Origin of the sequence: Paenibacillus sp. F4, assembly GCF_002894905.1 — a bacterium.
In the GTDB taxonomy this organism is placed as follows: Bacteria; Bacillota; Bacilli; order Paenibacillales; family Paenibacillaceae; genus Paenibacillus; species Paenibacillus polymyxa_B.
On sequence record NZ_POVS01000013.1, the window covers coordinates 54644 to 76163 of the forward strand.

Below are 21520 nucleotides of genomic sequence, written 5' to 3' on the forward strand. Positions count from 1 at the left end.
GGTGGTGTGAATCGGTAACGTCCCTCCTTTGAATTACCGTCTGGAGCTGTCTGGATGAATGGAAAGCATTTGCAGGTTTGCGAAGCTATCATAGTAATCCAGTACCGGGTGTAGGCCCGTTATAGGAATGAAGTGAAAGAAATGTCTGTCTTTGACATGCGTTTCTTTAATTAGGGTGGTAACGCGAGCAGCTCCTTCTCGTCCCTTGGGATGAAAGGGGCTTTTTGGTTTGTCTAATATGTAATATTTTGGATGAAAAATAGGAGGTATACAGGATGAAGTGGGAAGAATTGAAGCCGGAGCAACAGGTAGAGGTCGAGCGACAGCTAGAGGTGATACGTCGTGGAGTAGCAGAAATTGTACCTGAGGATGAGCTGAAGCGTAAGGTTATTAAATCGGTTGTTAGCGGCGAGCCACTCAAAATTAAGCTGGGTCTAGATCCGTCTGCGCCCGACATTCACATCGGACATACGGTTGTTATGCACAAACTGCGCCAGTTCCAGGAATTAGGGCATCAAGTGCAACTGATTATCGGAGATTTTACAGGCAGAATTGGTGATCCGACAGGTAAATCGGAGACCCGCAAGCAACTGACTGAGGAAGATGTGCAGCGTAATGCACAAACGTACAAGGAACAAATTTTTAAGATTCTCGATCCTGAAAAAACAAAGGTATACTACAATTCCGAATGGTTAGGACCGATGTCTTTTGCGGATGTGGTAACTCTGTCTGCCAAAGTAACGGTTGCCCGTATGTTGGAGCGGGATGATTTTACAAAAAGGTACCAAAACGGCTTGCCGATCAGCATCCATGAGTTCTTTTACCCGCTGATGCAGGGCATGGACTCTGTGGCTCTCCAAAGCGATATAGAATTGGGAGGGACAGATCAAAAGTTTAATCTTCTGATGGGCAGAACCCTGCAAAAGGAATACGGAGTAGAGCCGCAGGCAACTATTACATTGCCACTGCTTGAGGGGCTTGATGGCGTTCAGAAGATGAGCAAAAGTTTGGGGAACTACATTGGTGTGGATGAGGAGCCAAACGAAATTTACGGTAAATCGATGTCCGTTCCTGACGAGCTGATGCTGAAATATTTTGAGCTTGCAACGGATATTACCAATGAGGAGCTGGCAGAGCTGGCGAAAGATGTTAAGGACGGTTCAGTGCATCCACGTGATGCCAAAATGAAGCTGGCCGGAACATTAGTCCGCATGTACCACGGTGAAGAGGCGGCGGAAGCGGCCAAGCAGCATTTTGTGACCGTATTCCAACAACGCGCGCTGCCTGACGATATTGAAGAATTCACCTTGACAGCAGATCAGCTAGAAGAAGGCGGCATTCGTGTGATCCAGTTGCTGACTCATCTAGGCTTTGCAGCATCTAACGGTGAGGCCAAGCGTAGTATTCAGCAGGGTTCGGTTAAAATTAATGAAGAGAAGTGGACCGATGTGAACGAAGCATACAAGCCGCAAGAAGGCGACATTGTACAGGTAGGTAAACGGAAATTTGCTAAAATCAAGCTTGGATAATGAAAATATATTCAAAAGCAGCGCTAAGATTGTATCGATCTCAGCGCTGCTTTTTTATTTCTGCAAAGTGAAAAGTCATGGTAAACTTAGCACAAATAATCAAACATGTAGGTAAAGAGTTATACATAATGAAAACGTGGGTTGCACAATTTGGGTGTAGGATCGATAACCAAAACTATTACAAGTGCGGGGAAGGATTATATGGACTACTTTAAACGAATTCAGTGTGCGATTGAGTTTATTGAATTGAATCTCCGGGAGGATCTAAAAATTGCCGAGATTGCTTCACAGGCATGCTTTTCAGCTTTTCATTTCCAGCGGGTTTTTCAGGCCATTTCGGGTTTTACGGTTCAACAATATATAAGAAGGAGAAGATTGTCCGAGGCGGCTGAACAGCTAAAACAATCCAATCAAAAAGTGTTGGACGTTGCTATTGAGTATCAGTACAACTCACAAGAAGCTTTTACCCGCGCTTTTGAAAAGAATTTTGGGATCACCCCTGGGAAGTATCGTAACGGTGATATTGAGCTTCCTGCGCAAAGTAAAATCAATTTTCTGGATTACCAAAAAAATACGATGGGGGATTTGGATGTGAATAAGCCGGTGATATTGCAGCTCGAAACGTTAAAAATTGTAGGATATGAATATAAAACAAATCTGAATAATGAGCAGCACTATAAAGAAATCCCAGGATTTTATGGGCACTTTGGAGCAAATGAATATTTTATGTGTATCCCGAAAAAAATTGCACCGGGAATGTCATATGGGGTTGCCTGTCGATTTGAAGACAATGGTGCATTTTCATTTGTGGTGGGCGAGGCAGTTGAAAAAGAGTCAAAAGAACTGGCAGAAGGTTTCATATATGTGGAGATTCCAGCAGGGAAGTATGCTGAGTTTGACGCTTCAGGTTCAGATGGACGCGTTCAGAATATACGAGACTTTATCTATGGCACATGGCTTCCTAATTCTAATTTTGAACGGAGGGAGGGGCCTGATTTTGAAATTACGGACGTGATGAATTCCTCCTATCCAGATCATTTGAGTATGAAGGTATACATTCCCATTGAATAAAACCCTCAGGCTCGATGCATAGGGAATATAAAAAAAGCACCCGAATAAATTCGGGTGCTTTTTGGTGCTAATGCAAGGATTAGCGGTTGTAGAATTCGACGATTTGTTTTTCATCGATATCTTGGGACAATTCGCCACGCTCAGGCAAACGAATGAATTTACCTTCCAGAGCTGCGTCATTGTACTCCAGGTAAGCTACCAAGTGGTTGCGGTTTTCCAAAGCTTCTTTGATGGAAGACAGTGAACGACTTCTTTCACGAAGACCGATCACGTCGCCAGGGCTTACTTGGTAAGAAGCGATGTCAACTTTTTTACCGTTCACAGTAACGTGACCGTGAGCTACCAATTGACGTGCGCCTGCACGGGAATTAGCAAAGCCAAGACGGAATACAAGGTTGTCCAGGCGGCTTTCCAGCAAGAACATAAAGTTTTCACCAGCGATACCGTGCATGTGTTGAGCTTTGTTGAACAGGGTACGGAATTGTTTTTCACCCAAGCCGTACATGTGACGCAGCTTTTGTTTCTCTTGAAGCTGCATACCGTAGTTGCTGATTTTTCTCCGTTGGTTTGCACCATGTTGTCCCGGAGGGAAAGGGCGTTTCAATTCTTTACCTGTGCCGCTCAGGGAAATACCGAGACGACGGCTCAATTTAAATTTAGGACCAGTGTAACGTGCCATTATAGAGTTAACTCCTTCATAATTAAAATTTGAGTTGGGGCTCTCTTTGCGCTCCAATTTGTTCGGCGCTACCTATTAAGGTGAGACGCACTACTGACAGAAAAGTTCAGCCGCTGTCCTGTCAGCAACAAAAAAGATGAGGGTGACACAAACTGTTACGCCCAAAATTTAAGATCCGCACAGTAGATAGTTCTGCCGTACAGTCTTTTTCAATAATATATACTATATGTAAGAGTAGGTCAATGTCAAGAAGAGAAAAAGAATGAAAACGTCAAAATTTGTCGATAGGGCTTTAGAACTAAAAAAGTGGGACGAATTTCTGGAAAATGGATGCAAATTTCTAAAGTTGAGAGTAAAATAGATCGTATTATGAGCTATAGTGGTGTATAGCCGCTGTCTTGGTACAGCTAACTTTGCTGTGAAGGAGCGCCTTAATATGTCGGAATTTTCAACAACGGATCAGCAAATGCTTGACAGTAAAATAGTCCAGGCTAACGGTGCTCCGCTGTTTGATGATAAAGGATATACGTCTTTTGCCTGGCTCCAGAACATGGATATGACACCCTATGATTTCCCCTATATTAACCAGCTGCTTGTTCAAGGATATCGGAGTTGGTTACAGCAGAGCAATGGTATATCCTGGATTAACGAAGAGTATACTGCTGTTTTTAACTTTATAGGTGTTCGTGTTGCTGGTAGGGAAGAAGATGATGACGAGGATTTGGATTTGGTCGAACGTTGTTGCATATCTAGAGAGATGGAAGTGAGCCAGCGCAAACTTCGTGATGGAAGCCTTGCGTTTGTGTATATGGTTCCCATACTATGCCGTAATTACAAGAGGGACCCCTTTGCCGCTCTTCGTTTTACACGGCCTGCTCAACATTCTGTCTCAAATCAGGACACATTGTTAGCAGCTGCTTTACATTTTAAATCCTGCTTTTACTCGAAGTTTGAGTATATATTTATGGAAGATATCCTTGGGATGCAGAATCGAAGCGATCGTGAAGGTAGACGTCGTTCTATTTTATTTCAGATTGTAAAACGGATGCATGACAAAATTGACGTGGAAGGCGTGCTAGATGAGGTATTCGGGAGCATCGCCTATTTGTTTCCCCATGTAGATATCACCTTGTACATGAGTCAGGATCGACACAGTCGCAATCCGCAGGTCAAACCTTTGCTGCTGCATGAACGGGACGAAGATGTATGCGTCCGTGCATTTATGAAAGGGCAAATGGCTGTGAATGAGCCTGTCGGTACACAAGATGAAATAACTGAAATCGGCATCCCATTACGCGGCAAGCAGGGTGTATACGGTGTTTTCCATATGATTCTTCCATCGGGTGCGGATAGTATGAAAAAAGTGGATGTAGAGCTGATTGCCATGATGGCGGATACGGCTGGTACTGCATTTGAAAATGCGAAGCTGCTTGAGCAATCGAACGTACTTATCCATGAATTGCGTCTCATTAATGAACTGGTTCAGCGCTTGAATCAGAGCCTGAAGTTAAATGAAATATTTGAATTTGCCGTGCAGGAATTATTGAAAATGTTCATGGCGGACTTTTGTTGTATTGTACAGCTTGATCAAGATGGAAACTGTTTTAAGGTCATGTCGAGTAATGTGGAAAGCTTAGGACTGGAAAGTTACCCTCTTGAAGATGGATTTGCTGGACTGATACGCTTAACAGGAGAACCAGTGATTGTGTCGGACTATAGAAAGGATGGAAAGATATCCTCTCATTTTATGGATGCGACGGACTCCCAGTCTTTGATGGCTGTACCGATGAAGACCAGCGATACTCCTAAAGGGGTTATACTATTGTCCAGCAAGCTTCCACACTTTTTCTCTTACGATAATTACAAAATGCTACAAATGCTAGCCCCTCATATCGGGTTGGCGGTAACCAATGCTATGCTGCACGCTGAGGTGCGGCGGTTGGCTAATATGGATATGTTAACAGGTCTGTATGTACGTCATTATGTGGACCAAATCATTCAGCAACATCAGGAAAAGGATTTTTGTGGATCTCTTATTTTGGTTGATATTGATCAATTCAAACAGGTGAATGATACGCATGGGCATCAGACGGGTGACGAAATTTTGAAAAGCGTCAGCAATATCGTTCGTTCGGCGACTCGCGATGAGGATGTATGTGCCAGATGGGGCGGCGAGGAGCTTGCCATTTATTTACCGCAGCTGGGGGTGCAGCAGGCGCTCGGATATGCAGAAAAAATACGTTACCGTGTACAGCATGAAACCGAGCCTCAGGTGACTGTTTCTTGCGGGATTGCTGAATGGAACTGGCTGGATGAGCAGATCAGTATTGAATCTTTATTTTATAGGGCTGATATGGCCTTGTACGAAGCGAAAAATGAAGGACGCAATCGAATAGTTGTTGATCATGTAGCCAATGTGTAGAGAATATTCCTTAGGGAATGTTCTCTTTTTGTCTTGCATAACCCATTGCAGACAGGTAATCCTAAACGTAGCTATATCGTGTGTATGATTGAATTATAGGGAAAACACGATAAAGTGAACCAGGTAGCATAACTGCCTTGAAGCAGGTTTATTGCTCATGAGTACAGTTATGTTCAGGATAGGACGGATGATGGGATGCATTGGAGAAAGCAATGGGTGATGCAGGTTTGTGGTGTGTTCCTTGTAATAGGTGTGTTAAGTGGTTGTGCACTGGATCGACAATATACTCCTGAGCAAATTTTTAAGAGAGCTATTGCAGGGATGGCCGGCAAAGAGATGGTAACGTTTACTGGACGGACTGCAATTAGAGCTGACAGCGGTCTCCCAATGAATAAGCAGTTTGAATATCGCGGTAAGCTAAGAAATCATGATGAATTGACCATGCACTGGGGTTCTGCAGAGGCTTTTCGTAAGCAAGGTGGCTACGCAGCTCTGAAACAAGGTAAGTCCGAGCATGACGTTACACAAGAACGTTTTCTTCGTCAGAGTGGAAAATGGGTTGCGCTGACATCCGGTTATCCCCCTATGGTTGGAAATGGTATGTTAAATCGCTTCAATCCGATTCAGGAGCTTGAGGAATTAAATACACTGAATAAGAGCATTCGTATGGAAACGGGAGCTGCCCGGGGAACTTGGGTGTTGAGGATTGAACCGGAATCTGCTTCGGCAAAGCGCTGGTTGAAAGATCGTTTAATAAAAGAAATGAATACTTTAAACCCTCAAATCGGGATATTAAAAACGCAGCATACAGGAACGAATCGAGAACTGCAAAAGAAGCTGACTCAAATATGGGCACAAAGTTGTGAGGATATGAGCAACCAGCTGGAGCAATCCATTGTGCGTACTGTGTATCATCTGACCATAGATCGCCAAACAGGTTTACCCTTAAAGCTTTCATCCGAATGCAGGATTTCCCGACAGGGAGTGAATGAAGAGCTGCATCAAGAGGCTTTGATAACCAGAGTTACTTTTGAGGACTACAAGTAACGGAGCGGGCGTGATACAATGAATTTTGAATTAACCATTGTTCAAAAAGAATGAAATAGAGAAGGAGAGACACTACATGAAAGATCCTAGAATACTTAAGCTGGCGGAAAATCTGGTAGGTTACTCTGTTGAAGTGCAGCCTGGAGAAAATGTATTGATCGAAATGATTGGTACAGAGCGCGACTTACTTAACGCCATCATTCATGAAGTTGGTAAAAAAGGTGGAAATGTTTTTGTACAACTTACAGACCGTAAGGTACAGAGCGCCATGCTTCGTCACGCGACAAAGGAGATGCTGGAGACCTGGGCTGAGATTGACCTTAACCGGATGAAGCAAATGCACTGCTACATCGGAATTCGTGCAGGTGAAAATGTAAATGATCTGTCAGATGTGCCGGAAGATAAAATGAAAATGTATAATTCCATTTATCAGCATGCGGTACATAGCGAACAACGGGTGAAACACACCAAATGGGTAGTGCTGCGTTATCCGAATGACAGCATGGCTCAATTGGCGAATATCAGCACAGAAGCGTTCGAAGATTTTTATTTCGATGTGTGTAATCTGGATTATGCAAAAATGGACAAAGCTCAAGATGCATTGGCAGACCTGATGAATCGGACGGACAAGGTACGAATCAGCGGACCGGGTACGGATTTGAATTTCTCTATTAAGCAAATTGGAGCTATCAAGTGTTCAGGTCAATGCAATATCCCGGATGGCGAAGTATACAGCGCGCCTGTACGTGATTCCGTTAACGGAACTATCAGCTACAATGCACAAACCCTGTATAATGGTATTACTTTTGAAAATGTTAAATTCCGTTTTGAAAATGGTAAGATTGTGGAAGCGACGAGTAACGATACGAAGCGGCTGAATGATATTCTCGATTCTGACGAGGGAGCACGTTATATTGGCGAGTTTGCCATCGGATTTAATCCGCACATTTTACATCCAATGAAGGATATTTTGTTTGACGAGAAAATCGCCGGCAGCTTGCATTTTACACCGGGTCAAGCTTATGAAACAGCGGATAACGGTAATCGTTCATCGATCCACTGGGATTTGGTGTTGATTCAGCGTCCAGAATATGGCGGTGGTGAAATTTATTTTGACGATGTTTTGATTCGTAAAGACGGCATCTTTGTACTGCCTGAGCTGGAGCCATTAAACCCTGAGAATTTAAAATAATGATATCCGTTCTTGCTGAGAAAGCGATTTCAATGTATTATTATGGATGAGTAACGATACATGACAATTCAGTAAAGCGAGGGATCTCTATGTCCAATAATAACGCGGCGGTTGTTGAAATTGCACAGACGGCGAGCAAGTTCACCTCTTCCATCGTCCTTCATTCCGAAAATAAGTATATTGATGTGAAAAGTATACTGGGCTTGTTTACGACCCTAGTCAGCAGCCATAGCTATGAACTACACGTTCATGGACCAGATGCGGAGGAAGCTAAGAAAGCGATCATCGAGGTGTTCGAGAAGCACGGACTTCACATTTCAGTAGCCAGCTAACTTTATTCTTGAAGTAAAAGCATCCCTACCTGTAACTGTAGGGATGCTTTTTTTGTCAGGTTCTTGTATTAGCCTGCAATTTGGTCTAATATTAAGGATAGGACGTCTTGTGCGACATTGAGACATAGGGGGGAAGAATCCATGACTTCATCTGATTTGCAGGAACAATTGAATATCAAGGCTATTAATCTGCTTCAGGAAGATGCAGATAAAATAAAGAAGCTTATTGAAGTACAGATGGAGAATCTGGCAACCCGTTATTGCCCTCTCTATGAGGAAGTGCTGGATACTCAGATGTACGGATTTTCCAAGGAAGTGGATTTTGCGGTTCGCGCTGGACTTCTTCCGGAAATGGTAGGTAAACAGCTGGTCAGTGAGCTGGAACGCAATCTGGCTATTCTATATGAGGCCATGAATAATAAGGCCAATTAGGAAGATGGTTGAATTGATGAGAGCATGCGGAGTTTGAGAGCATGCTTTTTTTGATGCCTTTTTTAAAAAAATGTTCTTTTAGGATGGTAAAAGCGCATCGCCCTTCCACCATCCTAATGCACATTTTAAAACCTTAAAAGCTACACAAGGAAGAAAGATACACCTAACAATACATACACTACCAGTAGCATGAGTCCCTCATACCAGTTGGTTGAGCCGTCCTGGGTGATGGATTTGGCGATAAATACAGCGACAGCAATGGCGACCAGCTCAATAGTGGTGAAAACAATATTCATCGTGTTTCCCATAAAGTAACTGACAAAAATCAGCACAGGGGCAACAAATAGCGCAATTTGCAAACTGCTGCCGACAGCTATTTCGACCGATGCACCGATTTTGTTTTTCATCGCCAGTAAAATAGCAGCGCTGTGTTCGGCTGCATTCCCAATAATAGCGACGAGGAAGGCACCTACGAACAATTCGCTGAGCCCAAATTGGGTCGTAAACACCTCCAGTGTACCTACCAGCCATTCGCTGACAAAAGCGACCATGACGGTAGCAAGTACCAAATAGGCAATGGATTTGTTTCTGGACCACACAGGGGCATGCTCATGTGGCAATTCTTCATCTTTTTGTTCGGTCACGTCAGCTAAATAGTCCTTATGCGTAATCATAGAAAAAATAAGCCACGCAATATACGCGACAATGAGCGTGCCTGCGACAATGAGGCTGAGCGTGTCCGATTCATTATCCGTGATAACGTGTGTGTTCAGAAAGACAGCTGGAACGAACAAGGCAATAACAGCCACAATCATCAGAGAACCACTTAATCCAGCCAGCGATACATTGAAATTTTGCACTTTGTACTTCAAACCGCCAGCGAACAGACTTGCTCCGAGCACCAGCAGCAGATTACCGATGATGGAACCGGTAAGACTGGCCTTTACCATATCGTAAAGACCTTCTTTAACAAGAAAGATGGCGATGATCAGTTCGGCTGCGTTACCAAAGGTGGCATTTAAGAACCCACCTAAACGTTGGCCAGCATAATGCGCGACACTTTCGGTCGCCCTGCCGAGAAAACCGGCTACGAATACAACAGAAATTGCACAAATGACAAATTGGGCTATAGCGTTCCAATGCGTGTAATGAGCGACTGCGCTAAGAGCAAATGTCGCTATAAGCAAAGCGGGAGATAACCATTTTTTCAATGAAGAGCACCTCGATATCAATAGATGTGTACAAGTTTGGCGAAAGCTGTCACTTGTATGGATTTTCTAAATTAATATACCCAAAATGATATAGGTTGTAAACGAAAGTTGTTTTTCATACGTAGGGTTTGCATTTGGAGTGGCTGAGGCTTTACAATACAAATAAAGGATGGATGAAGGGGGACATAGGTCATGGCAGAGCAAATTCAACAACTGGAAGCAGGAAACATCAAGATTTCCAACGATGTCGTAGGTAAAATTGCCGGGATGGCCGCATTAGAGACACCGGGCATTGCTGCAATGTCAGGCGGTTTATCGGAAGGCTGGGCCAAAAGGCTGAGCGGTAAAAATGTACAAAAAGGCGTATCAGTGGAGGTTGGACAGCTGGAAGCTGCCATTGATCTACGTATTATCGTGCTCTACGAAACACCTATTCATGAGGTGTCCCGAATTCTTCAGCAAAATGTGCGAGAAGCCGTCGAAAGTATGACGGGTTTGCGGGTCGTGGAAGTGAACGTAAAAGTGGAAGGTGTCGCGTTCAAGGACGACGCAGTGTAAAAGAATCAGGAACCGATAAATTTACATTTTTAACCAATTTCCTACATGTCGGGAATTCCGTGGGATAACCCGAGTGAAAACACGAAAACTGGTGGTTATAGAATCGCCAGTTTTCGTTTTGTGACTCAACAGTACAGCCATTTTTGCAAAAGGCTCTCGTATTTTATACATAACCAAAAGAACTTCCAAAGCCACCATTGTAAGTGGTCCATGGAAGTTCTTTTTTTTAGCGAAAACGGTTGGTTCTACGGGTTTGAAAGCGATTGGGTACTTCATTACGGACAGCTACCCCTGTGGTGCGTTCCTGCACCGCTTGTTTGGTGTTCTCACGAGAAATACTGAGCATAATGCCCATGGAAAACATCATGACAAGTAGGGAGGAGCCACCAAAGCTGATAAAAGGAAGCGTTACGCCAGTGATTGGAATCGTTTGGGTTACACCGCCGATATTAATGAAGGCCTGAATGGCGATCAAACCCATGATGCCGGTGCCTACCAACGTTCCGAACGGATCATGGCAACGCAGAGCAATGATCATGCCTCGCCAAATGAAATACAAATATAGCATCAGGAATATGGCTGTTCCGATAAATCCGAATTCTTCACCGATTACGGAAAAGATAAAATCATTAAATGAATTAGGAAGATAGTGAAGCTTGATAATACCTTTACCAAATCCTGACCCGTTTAAGCCGCCTTCACCTATAGCTTGCAAGGACTGTACCAGATTGTATCCTGTTCCTTGTCTATATTTCTCGGGATTAAGAAAGGCTTGAAAGCGTCCGATTTTATAATCTTGCTTGGCAGCAGCTTGTCCATCTGTGGTTCCAGAATCTCCTCCAAACAACGACCCAATACCAAATACGATGGAGGCGCCTAGCACGAGCAGAACAATTGATGCTGTAATATGCTTGACACTGGCTCCCCCGGCATAAATAATCAGACCACTTGTAGCAACCAAAATGAAGCAGGAGCCTAAATCAGGTTGAAGCATGATGAGTCCTGCAACACAGCCTACAATGACTGTTACAGGTATGTAGCCAGTCCGCAGATCTCTAAAGCGATCTCCTTTTTTGACGATCAGTGCGGATAAGTAAAGGATGATGGAAATTTTCGCAAGCTCCGTTGGCTGAAAGCCAACACTACCAAACCTGAGCCAGCTTTTTGCGCCGTTAAGTGAGCCTGTAAAAAGAACGATGATTAGCAGTAATATAGTTATGAAAAATAAAGGTACAAAAAGCTTTTTATATTTTTCCATCTTAATATTCATAGCTACCAACATAATAAAAAGTCCAAGTACAGCAAATGCAGATTGGCGCTTCACAAAATATAAAGAGTCAAAATTGTATTCTTTATTCAGCAGAGCTACGCTTGAGCTGGAGCTAAATACCATAAGTACACCGAATCCAACCAGTAACAAAGTGAGGATCAGCAATTGGAAATCCGGTGTGCCTCTTCTTCGAGTCTCCGGCTTCGTATTTCTCATATCAGCTTCCCCCGGTATTCGCCACAAGGTATATTCCTCGCAGACGGTTATCATTTTATCGTTCATCCATTTTATCATATTATGTTTGTTGAGCTTCTGCAACCTCCCTGGAGCAACAGATATCGCAACAATTCCATATCTGCTACAATAGGATAAAAATGAAGACTTGAGAGCAGCGGTGCATACGTGGTGACGCTGCATGATTAATCGGGAACTTGCCCGGTGCTTTAAAAGGAGAGGTGGAGCAGAATGACACAGCATGCGTTAGACAAGATTTGGTTTGATCGTTTGCAAGAAAACATGGTGGAGTGGCGCAGACATTTACATAAGAATCCCGAAATTTCCTTTCAAGAAAGCAAAACTGCCGCTTTTGTAGCGGATAAGCTGGAGAGGTGGGGGATAGAGGTTCGCCGTCAGGTAGGGGGACACGGTGTTGTAGGTATCATTCGTGGTGCTAAGCCCGGGCCTGTCGTCATGCTGCGCGCCGATATGGATGCTCTTCCGATTCAGGATGAAAAGGAATGTGAATATCGCTCCAGTGTGGACGGAGCCATGCATGCTTGCGGCCATGACGGACATACATCCGCGTTACTTGGAACGGCTTACTATTTCAGTCTGAACCGGGACGAGCTGCAAGGAGAAATTCGGTTGTTGTTCCAACCTGCCGAGGAATTGCTGCCTGGCGGAGCGGTCAGTGTAATAAAGGATGGTATATTGGAAGGTGTGGACGTCATTTATGGCATCCATTTATGGACACCTTTTCCGGTCGGGACGGCTGCGAGTTGTGCAGGGCCGCTGATGGCGGCGGCAGACGATTTTTATATTGAAATCACAGGTAAGGGTGGGCATGGTGGCATGCCCCAGTCCACTAATGATAGTGTGGTGGCGGGTTCAGCTCTTGTTATGCAACTGCAAAGTGTCGTAAGCCGTTCAGTCGACCCTTTGCGACCTGCCGTGCTGACGGTGGGAACCATCCAAGGGGGCTCTGCGCAAAATGTGATCGCAGAAACGTGTCGCTTGAGTGGGACGATTCGTACGTTTGATGAGGAGACACGAACGGTAATGAAGGAGCGACTGCATGAGGTGACAGAGCTTACAGCCGCAACATACGGTACAACAGCACAGGTTCGCTATATTATGGGATACCCACCAGTTGTCAATGACGCACATGAAGCATCTCGTTTCTTTAATGAAGCAAAATCTGTTTTTGGCGAGGAGAATGTACAGGAAGCGTCGAAACTGATGCCTGCTGAAGATTTTGCGTATTATTTGGAACGTGTGCCAGGTTGCTTCATGTTCGTAGGAGCGGGTAACCCAGTTAAAGGAGCAGTTTATCCACACCATCATCCGAAATTTGATTTTGATGAGGATGCTATGATTAACGCGGTTTGTTTGTTTATTGCGATGTCTACGGGATACGCTGCGGAACGAAAAGCAGGGGCAATTAAGGGCTAAAATGAGTTGAATTGGGAACGGTTCAATCTGGAGTATGAGCTGAATGAAATGGGGTACCCTACTCTTGAAAAGGAGGGAGTACCCATGAAAAAAGTTCAGGAAGTTATGACTAAAAAATGCGTAACGGTTACCCCGCAGGACAATATTTATGAAATTGCGGTCAAAATGAAGGACAATGATACTGGTTTTATTCCGGTTGTGGAAAGCGAAGGCAGTGATAAGTTGATCGGTGTAGTAACAGACCGTGATCTTGTCGTTCGCGGCTATGCGGCTAAAAATTCGGGTTCGGGTTCGGTCGATACGGTTATGACGACAGGTATTCGTACAGCTAGTGCGGACATGTCGGTGGACCAAGCAGCTGAGCTGATGGCAGAGCAGCAAATCCGTCGTTTGCCCGTGACGGAAGGAGACCGTCTGATCGGGATTGTCTCGATTGGGGATTTGGCAGTTCGTAATATTTTTGCAGACAACGCTGGAGAGGCGCTTAGTCATATTTCCGAGCAGGTCCACTAGAAAAATAATTAAGGTAGGCATTAGTTTGGGGAGGTCTTTACCCCAAGCTTCTAATCAGGAGTTCAACCCGAATATGGGTTGGGCTCCTTGCTGTTCTGGTTGATATGCGAATAAACGGATAAGCTATTTATTATATAACTTTAAAATGATGTATGGTTAGATTATCAGGAGGTAGTTATGAATCCAGAACATCCTTGTATTGTACAACGTGATTTTACCGTTCTGTTGGAAATGGGCTTGCCCGGTTCAGAGATGGCTCGTTCACAGTTGCAGATTTATGCGGAGCTGGTTAAAAGCCCGTCCACTTTTCATACATATCACCTCACCCCACTGTCTTTGTGGAACGCAGCTGCCCTCGGATGGAGTGCTAAGGACATTCAAAATAGTTTGAACTCCATGTCCCGTTGGGATATTCCACGTGATTTGTTGAAGGATATTGAACAGCTCGTTTCTCGTTATGGGACGTTGACGCTTTCAAGGGAGGGTACGGAAGAAGAACGAACTTATAGCACAGATACTATTGGCGCATACCGTGCTGAACATGAGCCAGACGGAGGTATAAAGACAGGGAAAGCCAACAGCTATACAATAGGTGATCGCTTGATCTTGGCAGCAGAGACCCCCGTTTTACTGGATGAGCTACTGACCAAGCATGAGCTAAAACAGCTTGGTTTACTTCGCGTTGATGAGGTAAGTGCATCGGTACCGCCCGAAAATCGGGGCTTGCTCAAGCAGGAATTAACGCGCTTGGGATATCCCGTTGTGGATACGGCAGGCTATCTTGAAGGGAATCAGCTTAGTTTTACCTTGGGAAAGGGACAAACGAAGTTGCAGCTTCGTGATTATCAAGTAAAGGCCGCTGATGCGTTTGAAGGAGCGGACGGCTTAGGGGGTAGTGGTGTACTGGTGCTTCCATGCGGAGCCGGAAAAACAGTGATAGGTATGGCCGTAATGAATCGGTTTCAGTGCGAGGTGCTTATTCTAACATCTAATACCACTTCTGTACGGCAATGGGTAGAAGAGTTAAAGCAAAAGACGGATATTTCTGCCGATTCCATCGGGGAATATAGTGGTCAGAAAAAAGAGGTGCGTCCAATTACGGTGGCAACCTACCAAATTTTGACACACCGTCGTACCAAAGATGGGGATTTTGAGCATATGAAACTGCTGAGTGAGCGGAAGTGGGGACTCATTATATATGATGAGGTTCATTTGCTGCCCGCGCCAGTATTTCGGGCAACGGCTGACATTCAGGCTACTCGTCGTTTGGGGTTAACAGCCACGCTGGTTCGTGAGGATGGTTGTGAACGAGATGTGTTCTCTTTAATTGGACCCAAACGGTATGATATGCCGTGGAAGGAACTGGAGCGACAGGGCTGGATCGCTCAGGTCGATTGTGTGGAGCTACGGCTTCCAATGACAGCTGAACTTTTGGAGCGCAGTATGCGTGCCGAGGGCAGACAGCAGTACCGAATTGCAGCCGAAAATCCGGTCAAACTGGAGGCGGTGCGTAGCCTGATGCAGCAGCACAGCGGCTTGCCCACGCTTATTATTGGTCAATATTTGGATCAGTTGCGTGTATTAGCTCAGGAGCTGGGCGTCCCACTGATTACGGGTTCAATGAGCCAGACCGAGCGGGTGCGTTGGTTCGATGCGTTCCGCAAGGGTACAATTCGGACCCTATTGGTGTCCAAGGTTGCAAACTTTGCGGTGGATTTGCCGGATGCGGCAGTAGCCATAGAGGTATCGGGTAGCTTTGGCTCTCGCCAGGAAGAAGCGCAGCGACTGGGCCGTATTTTGCGACCAAAGTCGGGCGAGAATAAAGCTTATTTTTATGCGCTAGTGACGGAAAATAGCAAGGAGACGGATTTTGCAGCTCGTCGTCAGCTGTTTCTGATTGAGCAAGGCTATGAATATGCGGTTCGCAGATTTAGTGTGACAGAGGCTATCGGAGGCCGGGATGCTAAGCCTGGAGATCGTGGGAAGAAAAAGGAGGCCTAATCAAGAATGAGCGTAACGAACACGCAAGACAGCTGGAATGAGCTTTCATCGGATGAGCTACTGGTGCTTAGACGATGCTTTATCCGGTATGCGGGACAGCCCATGAAGGAAGAAGAAGCTATACAACTTACCCGGGGAGCGTTAAGCGGAGTCGAAACGAAACTGGCACTGCGTGGATTACGTGCCCGGGGCTGGCTGGAGGCTGTTACCAAATCGTGGGGCGAACGAATTTTATATATTCCGGTTCATCGGCTACCGGATCTGTACGATATGTTGTTAGAGCAAAATCCTATGAACATGATGCATTCGGATCATCCGATAACAGTACATGAATCAATGACAGGCCTGGAGTGGGAATTGCTGCATGCGTTGTCACGTATTGCGGTACAAGGTGTCCCTTTGACGGCCAAAGGAACCATACATAAGCGATCATTGCAAAAATTGAATGAACTGACCCCCTTTCGCCCAGAGGACCTGATGGGTCTTGGGTTGCATTATGCGCATGCAGAGATGTATCCAGTGCAAACGGTGGTCATGATGGATTTGCTACTCAGTTTGGGGCTATTAGTGAAAGAAACTGTGTCTTTTCGCATTCAGGAAACGCAACTGGCGACTTGGATTCGTTTGTCTGCTTGGCAAATGCGCAAGCATATTTTTGCTACACTCATGGAAAGATACGGCAAGGCCGAAGCGTCTATGCAGCATTTTCGCTATATGCTGTGTGCCGTCTCCCAGTATGTAGGAACAGAAGGGTGGATATCTATCAAGTTTCTGCTGCAATGGATGCTTCAGGTAGGCCTAATCCAGCAGGAGAGTACGAGCAGAGCTGATTCCAAGAATGGTGCCCTTTTAGACTTTGTTCCTACAATCTCAAATCCGGAAGGGTTTGCGGGAGAACCGGTATCTGATTTTAATTTCATTGGACCTTTCATGGAGGAATTGAAGGGTTGGCTGAAGGCCCTGACTGCTTTTGGAATGGGCGATTGGGGCCAAACTGCATCGGGCGAACTGTGTTTTCGCTGGAATGTATCTGTGATAGACATGCTTCGTCCCAATAATTACGAGGATACACATCAAGAGCAAGGTGCTTTTTATGTACAACCTGATTTTGAAATATTGGTTCCACCAGATGTGGCATATGATGTACGCTGGCGACTGGAATGCTGCTGTGAACGTGTGACAGGAGATCGGATGGTAGTATACCGGATCACCAGAGAAAGTGTTACAGAGGCAATCGAGTTAGGAATGGAAGCCAAAGCAATTCCTGCTCTTCTGGATAAATACAGCCGAACAGGTGTGCCTGATCATGTACGTATGGCGGTAGAACAGTGGGCAGGTGATGTCGGACGGACTGCTTTTGCAACGGTAACACTTTTGCGATGTGGCACACAGGAGGATGCAGACATAGTTGCACGCCATCCCGCGCTGGAAGGATTGCTGGAACGGCTCGGCGATAGGGACTTTATTATTCCGGCGAGCTCTGCTGTCAAAATACGAAAAACGCTTGCTGCAATTGGATTAGGTCCACGTCGTGAACCGGAAGGTGTGGACGAGCAAACTCATCATTATCCATTGATTTCGGAAACAGAGAACATAAGTTCAGGCAGTCCCAACATTGAAATGGAGTCCGAACCGATTCAGGCCCGTCCTATATTTTCCCAAGAGGGAAGAGCAGGTTTGGTTTATACAGGGCGCACGCTGCATTTTTACGAACAAGAGCACATGTTGCCTGATCCGTCTGACTATTTTCCGGAAAGATCTACAGTCCCCTCCTCATGGACAAAAGAATGGAGGAGTTACCATACTTCCACTGCCCGGCAGTTGATCGAGCAAGCGATCCGTTGGCAGGCTGCTGTGGGACTGCGAATCGGTGGGAAAGAGGTTAAATGGATACCGGAGGCGGTGCTTCCCGGTGCGCCATGGAGTGTCACAGGCTGGTACACCTCAGGAATGGATGACGAAACACCTTCACTTGCGACTTTACAGCCAAGTGAATGGTCTGATATGCGGCTGCTGGTTCCTTTTACATAGTAGAGCCAGGAAGTGCATGAAACTCCTTCTTCTCAAAAGAAGGATGTGGTATGATAAATGAGTCTACTTTTACAGGGTAGAACTTTATATAAAGTGAGATGAACATTCATGAGCGTAGCCGAATTGAATACGGTCAATATGGCAGAAGTGCTTATTAACGCCTATGAATTGGGCGATATGGTCAACCGATCCTTTGAGGTATCGGATTATTTATATTGGAAACAGCGTGTGGAATTGAATCCGTCTATTCAGGCGTGTGTACGCAAGCTGGATGCCAAAAAGGAGCTATTCGCGGAAACGGAGCGTTTTGGGCATTTTCATCCGAACTATCATGAAGCGAAGGATGCAGTGCAGGTCGTTGAGCTGGAACTGGAACAATTCGTGGATGTTAAGGAGTTCAAACGAGCCGAAAAGGCGCTGGATGATATGCTTCATGCCATGTCTGAAACGATTGCATATTCCGTGTCCGAGACCATTAAGGTGCCGAGCAATGATCCGAATGTGAAAAAGGGCGGATGTGGCAGCGGAGGGAAATGCTCCTGTGGATAGGTCATAGGAATGATACCGAGTGGAGGGGAGATGAAGCGAATGTTTGCCGAGCGGACAGGGTACATCATTTGGGTAAGCGATATCAAGGCTGCCCGCAATCTGGAGAAATACGGAAATGTCCACTTTATTTCAAAGCGTATGCATTATGTAGTTATATATATGAATGCGGATCGGGCAGAAGACACCGTTAAAAATATTCGCAGACTTTCCTATGTGCGTAAGGTCGAGCGCTCTTTTCGAAATGAGATTAGGACGGAGTACAACGACGATAAGGAAAAGATGAAAGAATATGAAATATAAGTTTCTAATATCCAAAAATTGTAAAATATTCTTAAAAGGTCAGCCTACGGGCTGGCTTTTTTTGTAAAGTCAGGACTTTTGCATAATGGTCTTAATGCTGTTAGACCTAAAAAATCTTTAAAAACCGCCCATAAACTTCAATTTTGTAACTTGTAGTCCCGGGTCTGTTGAGGTAACATATGAATATATTGGTAGATATAAAGACCTATCTGGTGGGGAGAGTGATCCCGTGCGTGACAAAGCAATGCAGCGATGGAGTACATACGAACCGTTCTACGTGGAGATGGGCGATAAAAAAGTCGCCGATATCGTGATTACAAATCATGCGAAAACTCGCTACTTAGATCGGATAGAGCAGAAACAGTCCGAGACGAATCATATCGCCGCCTGGCTTTGGGAATGCCTGAAGCAAAACAGGATGGAGTCCTACTATCATAACGAAGAGGATGTATATTTAATTGATGGTGATCTGGTCGTCGTGGCCGAATTTGGAGAGTTGCCCGGCGAGATGGATATTGCGGGGAATCCGCTTCACAAGATGATTGTCATTACCTTTTTGGGTCGAATGTCGGAGACCATTGAATTAAGGGATTTGAAGTCATACTATTCATGGCTACGCCATTCGCGACGCATGACACTGATGAAAAGCACTCGTAAGCAAAAATAGACGGTGATTGGGCGGTCGGCTCTAGATGAAAAAATCTCCGAACTTATGATTACCGTCAATTTTGAGTAGAAAGTATGCAGTTATCAGCTGCATGCTTTTTTTATTTCCAGCAATAAAACTCCCCCAATTCAGTAAGTTTACTTGGAAATGCTTCGACAGATGTTTTTCTTATGGTAAAATAGAGAGATCAGAGGGGAGAGGGCTGTCAGTATGAACTTTCATCAGTTGCACATTTTTTATACCGTAGCGGAGCGTGGGAGCTTTTCGGCGGCGGCACAAGCGCTGCATATGACACAACCTGCGGTGACGATGCAAATTCAGTCTTTGGAAGATTATTTCGGCACGAAGCTGCTGCAACGTTCGACTAAAAAAATCGAGCTTTCAGAGGCGGGAGCGACACTACTACCTTTTGCAAAAAAAAGCATGCAACTGATTAGGGAAGCTGACGAGGCGATGTCTGCTTTTACTCACATGCTGGAGGGAAGATTGCATATTGGTGCCAGCCTAACGATTGGTGAGTATATTGTACCCAGAATGTTGGGGCCGTTTGGCCAGGAATACCCTCATATACGCATGGCGATGAATGTGATGAATACGACTCAAATTATGGATGATATACTAAAACATCAGTTGAATTTAGGACTAATTGAGGCCCCAGTCCAGCATCCAGATATCGTGGTGGAGCCTGTGATGCAGGACGAACTGAAACTGATTGTACCTGCAGGACATGCGCTGGCCAAGGCTAAAAAAGTGGTTCTGGAAGATGTGTTTAAGCATCCTTTTGTAGCCAGAGAAAAGGGATCTGGTACACGTCAAGTGATAGAAGATGAGCTGAAAAGTCGTGGTGTGGATACCTCTCGACTTGGTATTGTAATGGAGATGGGGAGCACTGGAGCGGTCAAATCGGCGGTGGAGGCTGGACTGGGTATTACCATGCTATCACCTTCTTCGGTGAAGCATGAAGTTGCGCTCGGTTTGTTGAAAATTGTAAACATTTCAGATATCACGTTCAAACGAGAATTTTATGCAATTCATTTGAAGTCGGCGTTGTTGCCGATTCCGGTAGTCACCTTCCTGTCTTACTTGCGTCGTCATGATCAGGGAACGGACGTGCTGAGGGATTCGCAGGACGAGCTTGCAAAGGTGAAAGAGAAGGAGGATGTATAATGAAGGAGCAGATTAACGTAAAACGATATGATTTGCATACACACACCCAAGCATCTGACGGCATGCAGCCACCCGCAGATAATGTGCGCTGGGCCAAGGAAAAAGGACTGGCAGGTGTGGCCATTACAGATCATGATACGGTAGCTGGTCTGGAGGAAGCTCTGAAGGAAGGAAAACGCATAGGAATTAATGTGGTGCCAGGAGTGGAAATTAGTACTCGAGCTGGCGGTAAGGATATTCATATACTCGGTTATTTTATGGATTACCGCAATAAAGTGTTTTTGGAGCGGTTGGAAAAGCTTCGCCAGGCGCGGGATACCCGTAATGATTTGATTTTGAGCCAATTGCGTAGTCTGGGCGTGGAAATCACACTGGATGAAGTGGTGGCTACAATGGGCAGACCGCTGGCACCAGATGAAAGCATTGGACGTCCGCATATGGCGGATACGCTGGTTCAAAAGGGATATGCGAAGGATATGCGAGATGCGTTTGACCGTTACTTGGCGGAAGGAGCACCCGGATATGTGTCTGTACCCCGTGTAGAGCCTGCGGAAGCCATAAACTGGATTCGTGAAGCAGGAGGGGTACCTGTGGTGGCCCACCCTGGCTTGTACGGAAATGATGAGCTGGTTCGCTCTATTATAGAGGAGGCGAAGCCTGTGGGCTTGGAGGTGCGACATTCGGACCATGATGCTGAGGCTGAGAGCCGATATACTGCGATGGCGGCGCAATATGGGCTCATTGCAACTGGCGGCTCGGATTTTCACGGCGCACGCCAAGGTGTTATTTTCCACGGTGATCTGGGTAGCCGTAGTGTGGAAGGTCAGGTTGTCGAGGAATTGAGGAAGGCTGCTGTTGGACAAAAGTAAATAAAAAGC

At 45.4% G+C, this 21520-nt stretch carries 20 protein-coding genes and 1 other annotated feature (1 of these 21 only partly in view); of the genes, 17 read left to right on the forward strand and 3 right to left on the reverse strand.

What is annotated here, in order from left to right; all coding sequences use genetic code 11:
• Positions 1-209: a binding site (T-box leader), on the forward strand (it extends 58 nt beyond the left edge of the window).
• A 66-nt stretch (positions 210-275) separates the two neighbouring features.
• The gene (gene tyrS / locus C1T21_RS13420; RefSeq protein ID WP_103048627.1) at positions 276-1529 is read left to right on the forward strand and encodes a tyrosine--tRNA ligase; all 1254 of its coding nucleotides are present in this window, start codon (positions 276-278) and stop codon (positions 1527-1529) included.
• Positions 1530-1730: 201 nt separating this feature from the next.
• Complete coding sequence (locus C1T21_RS13425; protein WP_103048628.1) at positions 1731-2600, forward strand: AraC family transcriptional regulator; 870 nt, start codon at positions 1731-1733, stop codon at positions 2598-2600.
• Positions 2601-2679: 79 nt separating this feature from the next.
• Here the strand turns inward: C1T21_RS13425 and rpsD are convergent, their stop codons facing one another.
• Positions 2680-3279 carry a 30S ribosomal protein S4 gene (gene rpsD, locus C1T21_RS13430; protein ID WP_013310919.1) on the reverse strand — a complete coding sequence of 200 codons (600 nt, stop codon included), beginning with the start codon at positions 3277-3279 and terminating at the stop codon, positions 2680-2682.
• Positions 3280-3715: 436 nt separating this feature from the next.
• On the opposite strand from rpsD, the gene C1T21_RS13435 reads away from it, so the two are divergent.
• The 5 genes from C1T21_RS13435 to C1T21_RS13455 all read left to right on the forward strand — a co-directional run bounded on the left by C1T21_RS13435 (position 3716) and on the right by C1T21_RS13455 (position 8704).
• Positions 3716-5701: a sensor domain-containing diguanylate cyclase gene (locus C1T21_RS13435; RefSeq protein WP_103048629.1), complete on the forward strand. Its 1986-nt coding sequence runs from the start codon at positions 3716-3718 to the stop codon at positions 5699-5701.
• Positions 5702-5896: 195 nt separating this feature from the next.
• The gene (locus C1T21_RS13440; RefSeq protein WP_374703727.1) at positions 5897-6748 is read left to right on the forward strand and encodes a hypothetical protein; all 852 of its coding nucleotides are present in this window, start codon (positions 5897-5899) and stop codon (positions 6746-6748) included.
• Positions 6749-6824: 76 nt separating this feature from the next.
• On the forward strand, positions 6825-7940 hold the full coding sequence (locus C1T21_RS13445) for an aminopeptidase (RefSeq protein WP_013310916.1): 1116 nt from the start codon (positions 6825-6827) through the stop codon (positions 7938-7940).
• 89 nt (positions 7941-8029) lie between these two features.
• Complete coding sequence (locus C1T21_RS13450; RefSeq protein ID WP_013310915.1) at positions 8030-8272, forward strand: HPr family phosphocarrier protein; 243 nt, start codon at positions 8030-8032, stop codon at positions 8270-8272.
• Positions 8273-8413: 141 nt separating this feature from the next.
• Entirely contained in the window at positions 8414-8704 is a 291-nt protein-coding gene (locus C1T21_RS13455; RefSeq protein ID WP_007431028.1) for an Fpa/YlaN family protein, read from the forward strand.
• Between the two features lie 140 nt (positions 8705-8844).
• Here C1T21_RS13455 and cax read toward each other — a convergent pair whose 3' ends face one another.
• Positions 8845-9915 (reverse strand): calcium/proton exchanger, encoded by a 1071-nt coding sequence (gene cax, locus C1T21_RS13460; RefSeq protein ID WP_103048631.1) that lies wholly within the window; start codon positions 9913-9915, stop codon positions 8845-8847.
• 192 nt (positions 9916-10107) lie between these two features.
• Here cax and C1T21_RS13465 point away from each other — a divergent pair, with 192 nt between their 5' ends.
• Positions 10108-10473 (forward strand): Asp23/Gls24 family envelope stress response protein, encoded by a 366-nt coding sequence (locus tag C1T21_RS13465; RefSeq protein WP_013310912.1) that lies wholly within the window; start codon positions 10108-10110, stop codon positions 10471-10473.
• Between the two features lie 226 nt (positions 10474-10699).
• On the opposite strand, the gene ftsW is transcribed toward C1T21_RS13465, so the two are convergent.
• Complete coding sequence (gene ftsW / locus C1T21_RS13470; RefSeq protein ID WP_103048632.1) at positions 10700-11959, reverse strand: putative lipid II flippase FtsW; 1260 nt, start codon at positions 11957-11959, stop codon at positions 10700-10702.
• A gap of 249 nt (positions 11960-12208) precedes the next feature.
• On the opposite strand from ftsW, the gene C1T21_RS13475 reads away from it, so the two are divergent.
• From C1T21_RS13475 to C1T21_RS13515, 9 genes are all read left to right on the forward strand, one after another.
• A complete protein-coding gene (locus tag C1T21_RS13475) occupies positions 12209-13414 on the forward strand; it encodes a M20 metallopeptidase family protein (RefSeq protein ID WP_103048633.1) in 1206 nt (401 codons plus the stop codon).
• Between the two features lie 84 nt (positions 13415-13498).
• Complete coding sequence (locus tag C1T21_RS13480; protein ID WP_023989320.1) at positions 13499-13927, forward strand: CBS domain-containing protein; 429 nt, start codon at positions 13499-13501, stop codon at positions 13925-13927.
• Between the two features lie 177 nt (positions 13928-14104).
• The gene (locus C1T21_RS13485; protein ID WP_103048634.1) at positions 14105-15928 is read left to right on the forward strand and encodes a DNA repair helicase XPB; all 1824 of its coding nucleotides are present in this window, start codon (positions 14105-14107) and stop codon (positions 15926-15928) included.
• A 6-nt stretch (positions 15929-15934) separates the two neighbouring features.
• On the forward strand, positions 15935-17959 hold the full coding sequence (locus C1T21_RS13490) for a helicase-associated domain-containing protein (protein ID WP_103048635.1): 2025 nt from the start codon (positions 15935-15937) through the stop codon (positions 17957-17959).
• 108 nt (positions 17960-18067) lie between these two features.
• The gene (locus C1T21_RS13495) at positions 18068-18508 is read left to right on the forward strand and encodes a YlbF/YmcA family competence regulator (protein ID WP_013310906.1); all 441 of its coding nucleotides are present in this window, start codon (positions 18068-18070) and stop codon (positions 18506-18508) included.
• 39 nt (positions 18509-18547) lie between these two features.
• Positions 18548-18808, forward strand: coding sequence for a YlbG family protein (locus C1T21_RS13500; RefSeq protein ID WP_023989316.1), 261 nt, complete (start codon positions 18548-18550; stop codon positions 18806-18808).
• 229 nt (positions 18809-19037) lie between these two features.
• A complete protein-coding gene (locus C1T21_RS13505; protein ID WP_023989315.1) occupies positions 19038-19475 on the forward strand; it encodes a hypothetical protein in 438 nt (145 codons plus the stop codon).
• Between the two features lie 210 nt (positions 19476-19685).
• Positions 19686-20642 (forward strand): selenium metabolism-associated LysR family transcriptional regulator, encoded by a 957-nt coding sequence (locus C1T21_RS13510; protein WP_103048636.1) that lies wholly within the window; start codon positions 19686-19688, stop codon positions 20640-20642.
• On the forward strand, positions 20642-21511 hold the full coding sequence (locus C1T21_RS13515; RefSeq protein ID WP_103048637.1) for a PHP domain-containing protein: 870 nt from the start codon (positions 20642-20644) through the stop codon (positions 21509-21511). Before C1T21_RS13510 ends, C1T21_RS13515 begins: the two co-directional genes overlap by 1 nt.
• Positions 21512-21520 lie beyond the last annotated feature (9 nt).

Excerpts from the sequence above, each read along its gene's own strand:
- tyrS (WP_103048627.1), top strand. The coding sequence starts at position 276 with ATGAAGTGGGAAGAATTGAAGCCGGAGCAACAGGTAGAGGTCGAGCGA.
- C1T21_RS13425 (WP_103048628.1), top strand. The coding sequence starts at position 1,731 with ATGGACTACTTTAAACGAATTCAGTGTGCGATTGAGTTTATTGAATTG.
- rpsD (WP_013310919.1), bottom strand. The coding sequence starts at position 3,279 with ATGGCACGTTACACTGGTCCTAAATTTAAATTGAGCCGTCGTCTCGGT.
- C1T21_RS13435 (WP_103048629.1), top strand. The coding sequence starts at position 3,716 with ATGTCGGAATTTTCAACAACGGATCAGCAAATGCTTGACAGTAAAATA.
- C1T21_RS13440 (WP_374703727.1), top strand. The coding sequence starts at position 5,897 with ATGCATTGGAGAAAGCAATGGGTGATGCAGGTTTGTGGTGTGTTCCTT.
- C1T21_RS13445 (WP_013310916.1), top strand. The coding sequence starts at position 6,825 with ATGAAAGATCCTAGAATACTTAAGCTGGCGGAAAATCTGGTAGGTTAC.
- C1T21_RS13450 (WP_013310915.1), top strand. The coding sequence starts at position 8,030 with ATGTCCAATAATAACGCGGCGGTTGTTGAAATTGCACAGACGGCGAGC.
- C1T21_RS13455 (WP_007431028.1), top strand. The coding sequence starts at position 8,414 with ATGACTTCATCTGATTTGCAGGAACAATTGAATATCAAGGCTATTAAT.
- C1T21_RS13465 (WP_013310912.1), top strand. The coding sequence starts at position 10,108 with ATGGCAGAGCAAATTCAACAACTGGAAGCAGGAAACATCAAGATTTCC.
- ftsW (WP_103048632.1), bottom strand. The coding sequence starts at position 11,959 with ATGAGAAATACGAAGCCGGAGACTCGAAGAAGAGGCACACCGGATTTC.
- C1T21_RS13475 (WP_103048633.1), top strand. The coding sequence starts at position 12,209 with ATGACACAGCATGCGTTAGACAAGATTTGGTTTGATCGTTTGCAAGAA.
- C1T21_RS13480 (WP_023989320.1), top strand. The coding sequence starts at position 13,499 with ATGAAAAAAGTTCAGGAAGTTATGACTAAAAAATGCGTAACGGTTACC.
- C1T21_RS13485 (WP_103048634.1), top strand. The coding sequence starts at position 14,105 with ATGAATCCAGAACATCCTTGTATTGTACAACGTGATTTTACCGTTCTG.
- C1T21_RS13490 (WP_103048635.1), top strand. The coding sequence starts at position 15,935 with ATGAGCGTAACGAACACGCAAGACAGCTGGAATGAGCTTTCATCGGAT.
- C1T21_RS13495 (WP_013310906.1), top strand. The coding sequence starts at position 18,068 with ATGAGCGTAGCCGAATTGAATACGGTCAATATGGCAGAAGTGCTTATT.
- C1T21_RS13500 (WP_023989316.1), top strand. The coding sequence starts at position 18,548 with ATGTTTGCCGAGCGGACAGGGTACATCATTTGGGTAAGCGATATCAAG.
- C1T21_RS13510 (WP_103048636.1), top strand. The coding sequence starts at position 19,686 with ATGAACTTTCATCAGTTGCACATTTTTTATACCGTAGCGGAGCGTGGG.
- C1T21_RS13515 (WP_103048637.1), top strand. The coding sequence starts at position 20,642 with ATGAAGGAGCAGATTAACGTAAAACGATATGATTTGCATACACACACC.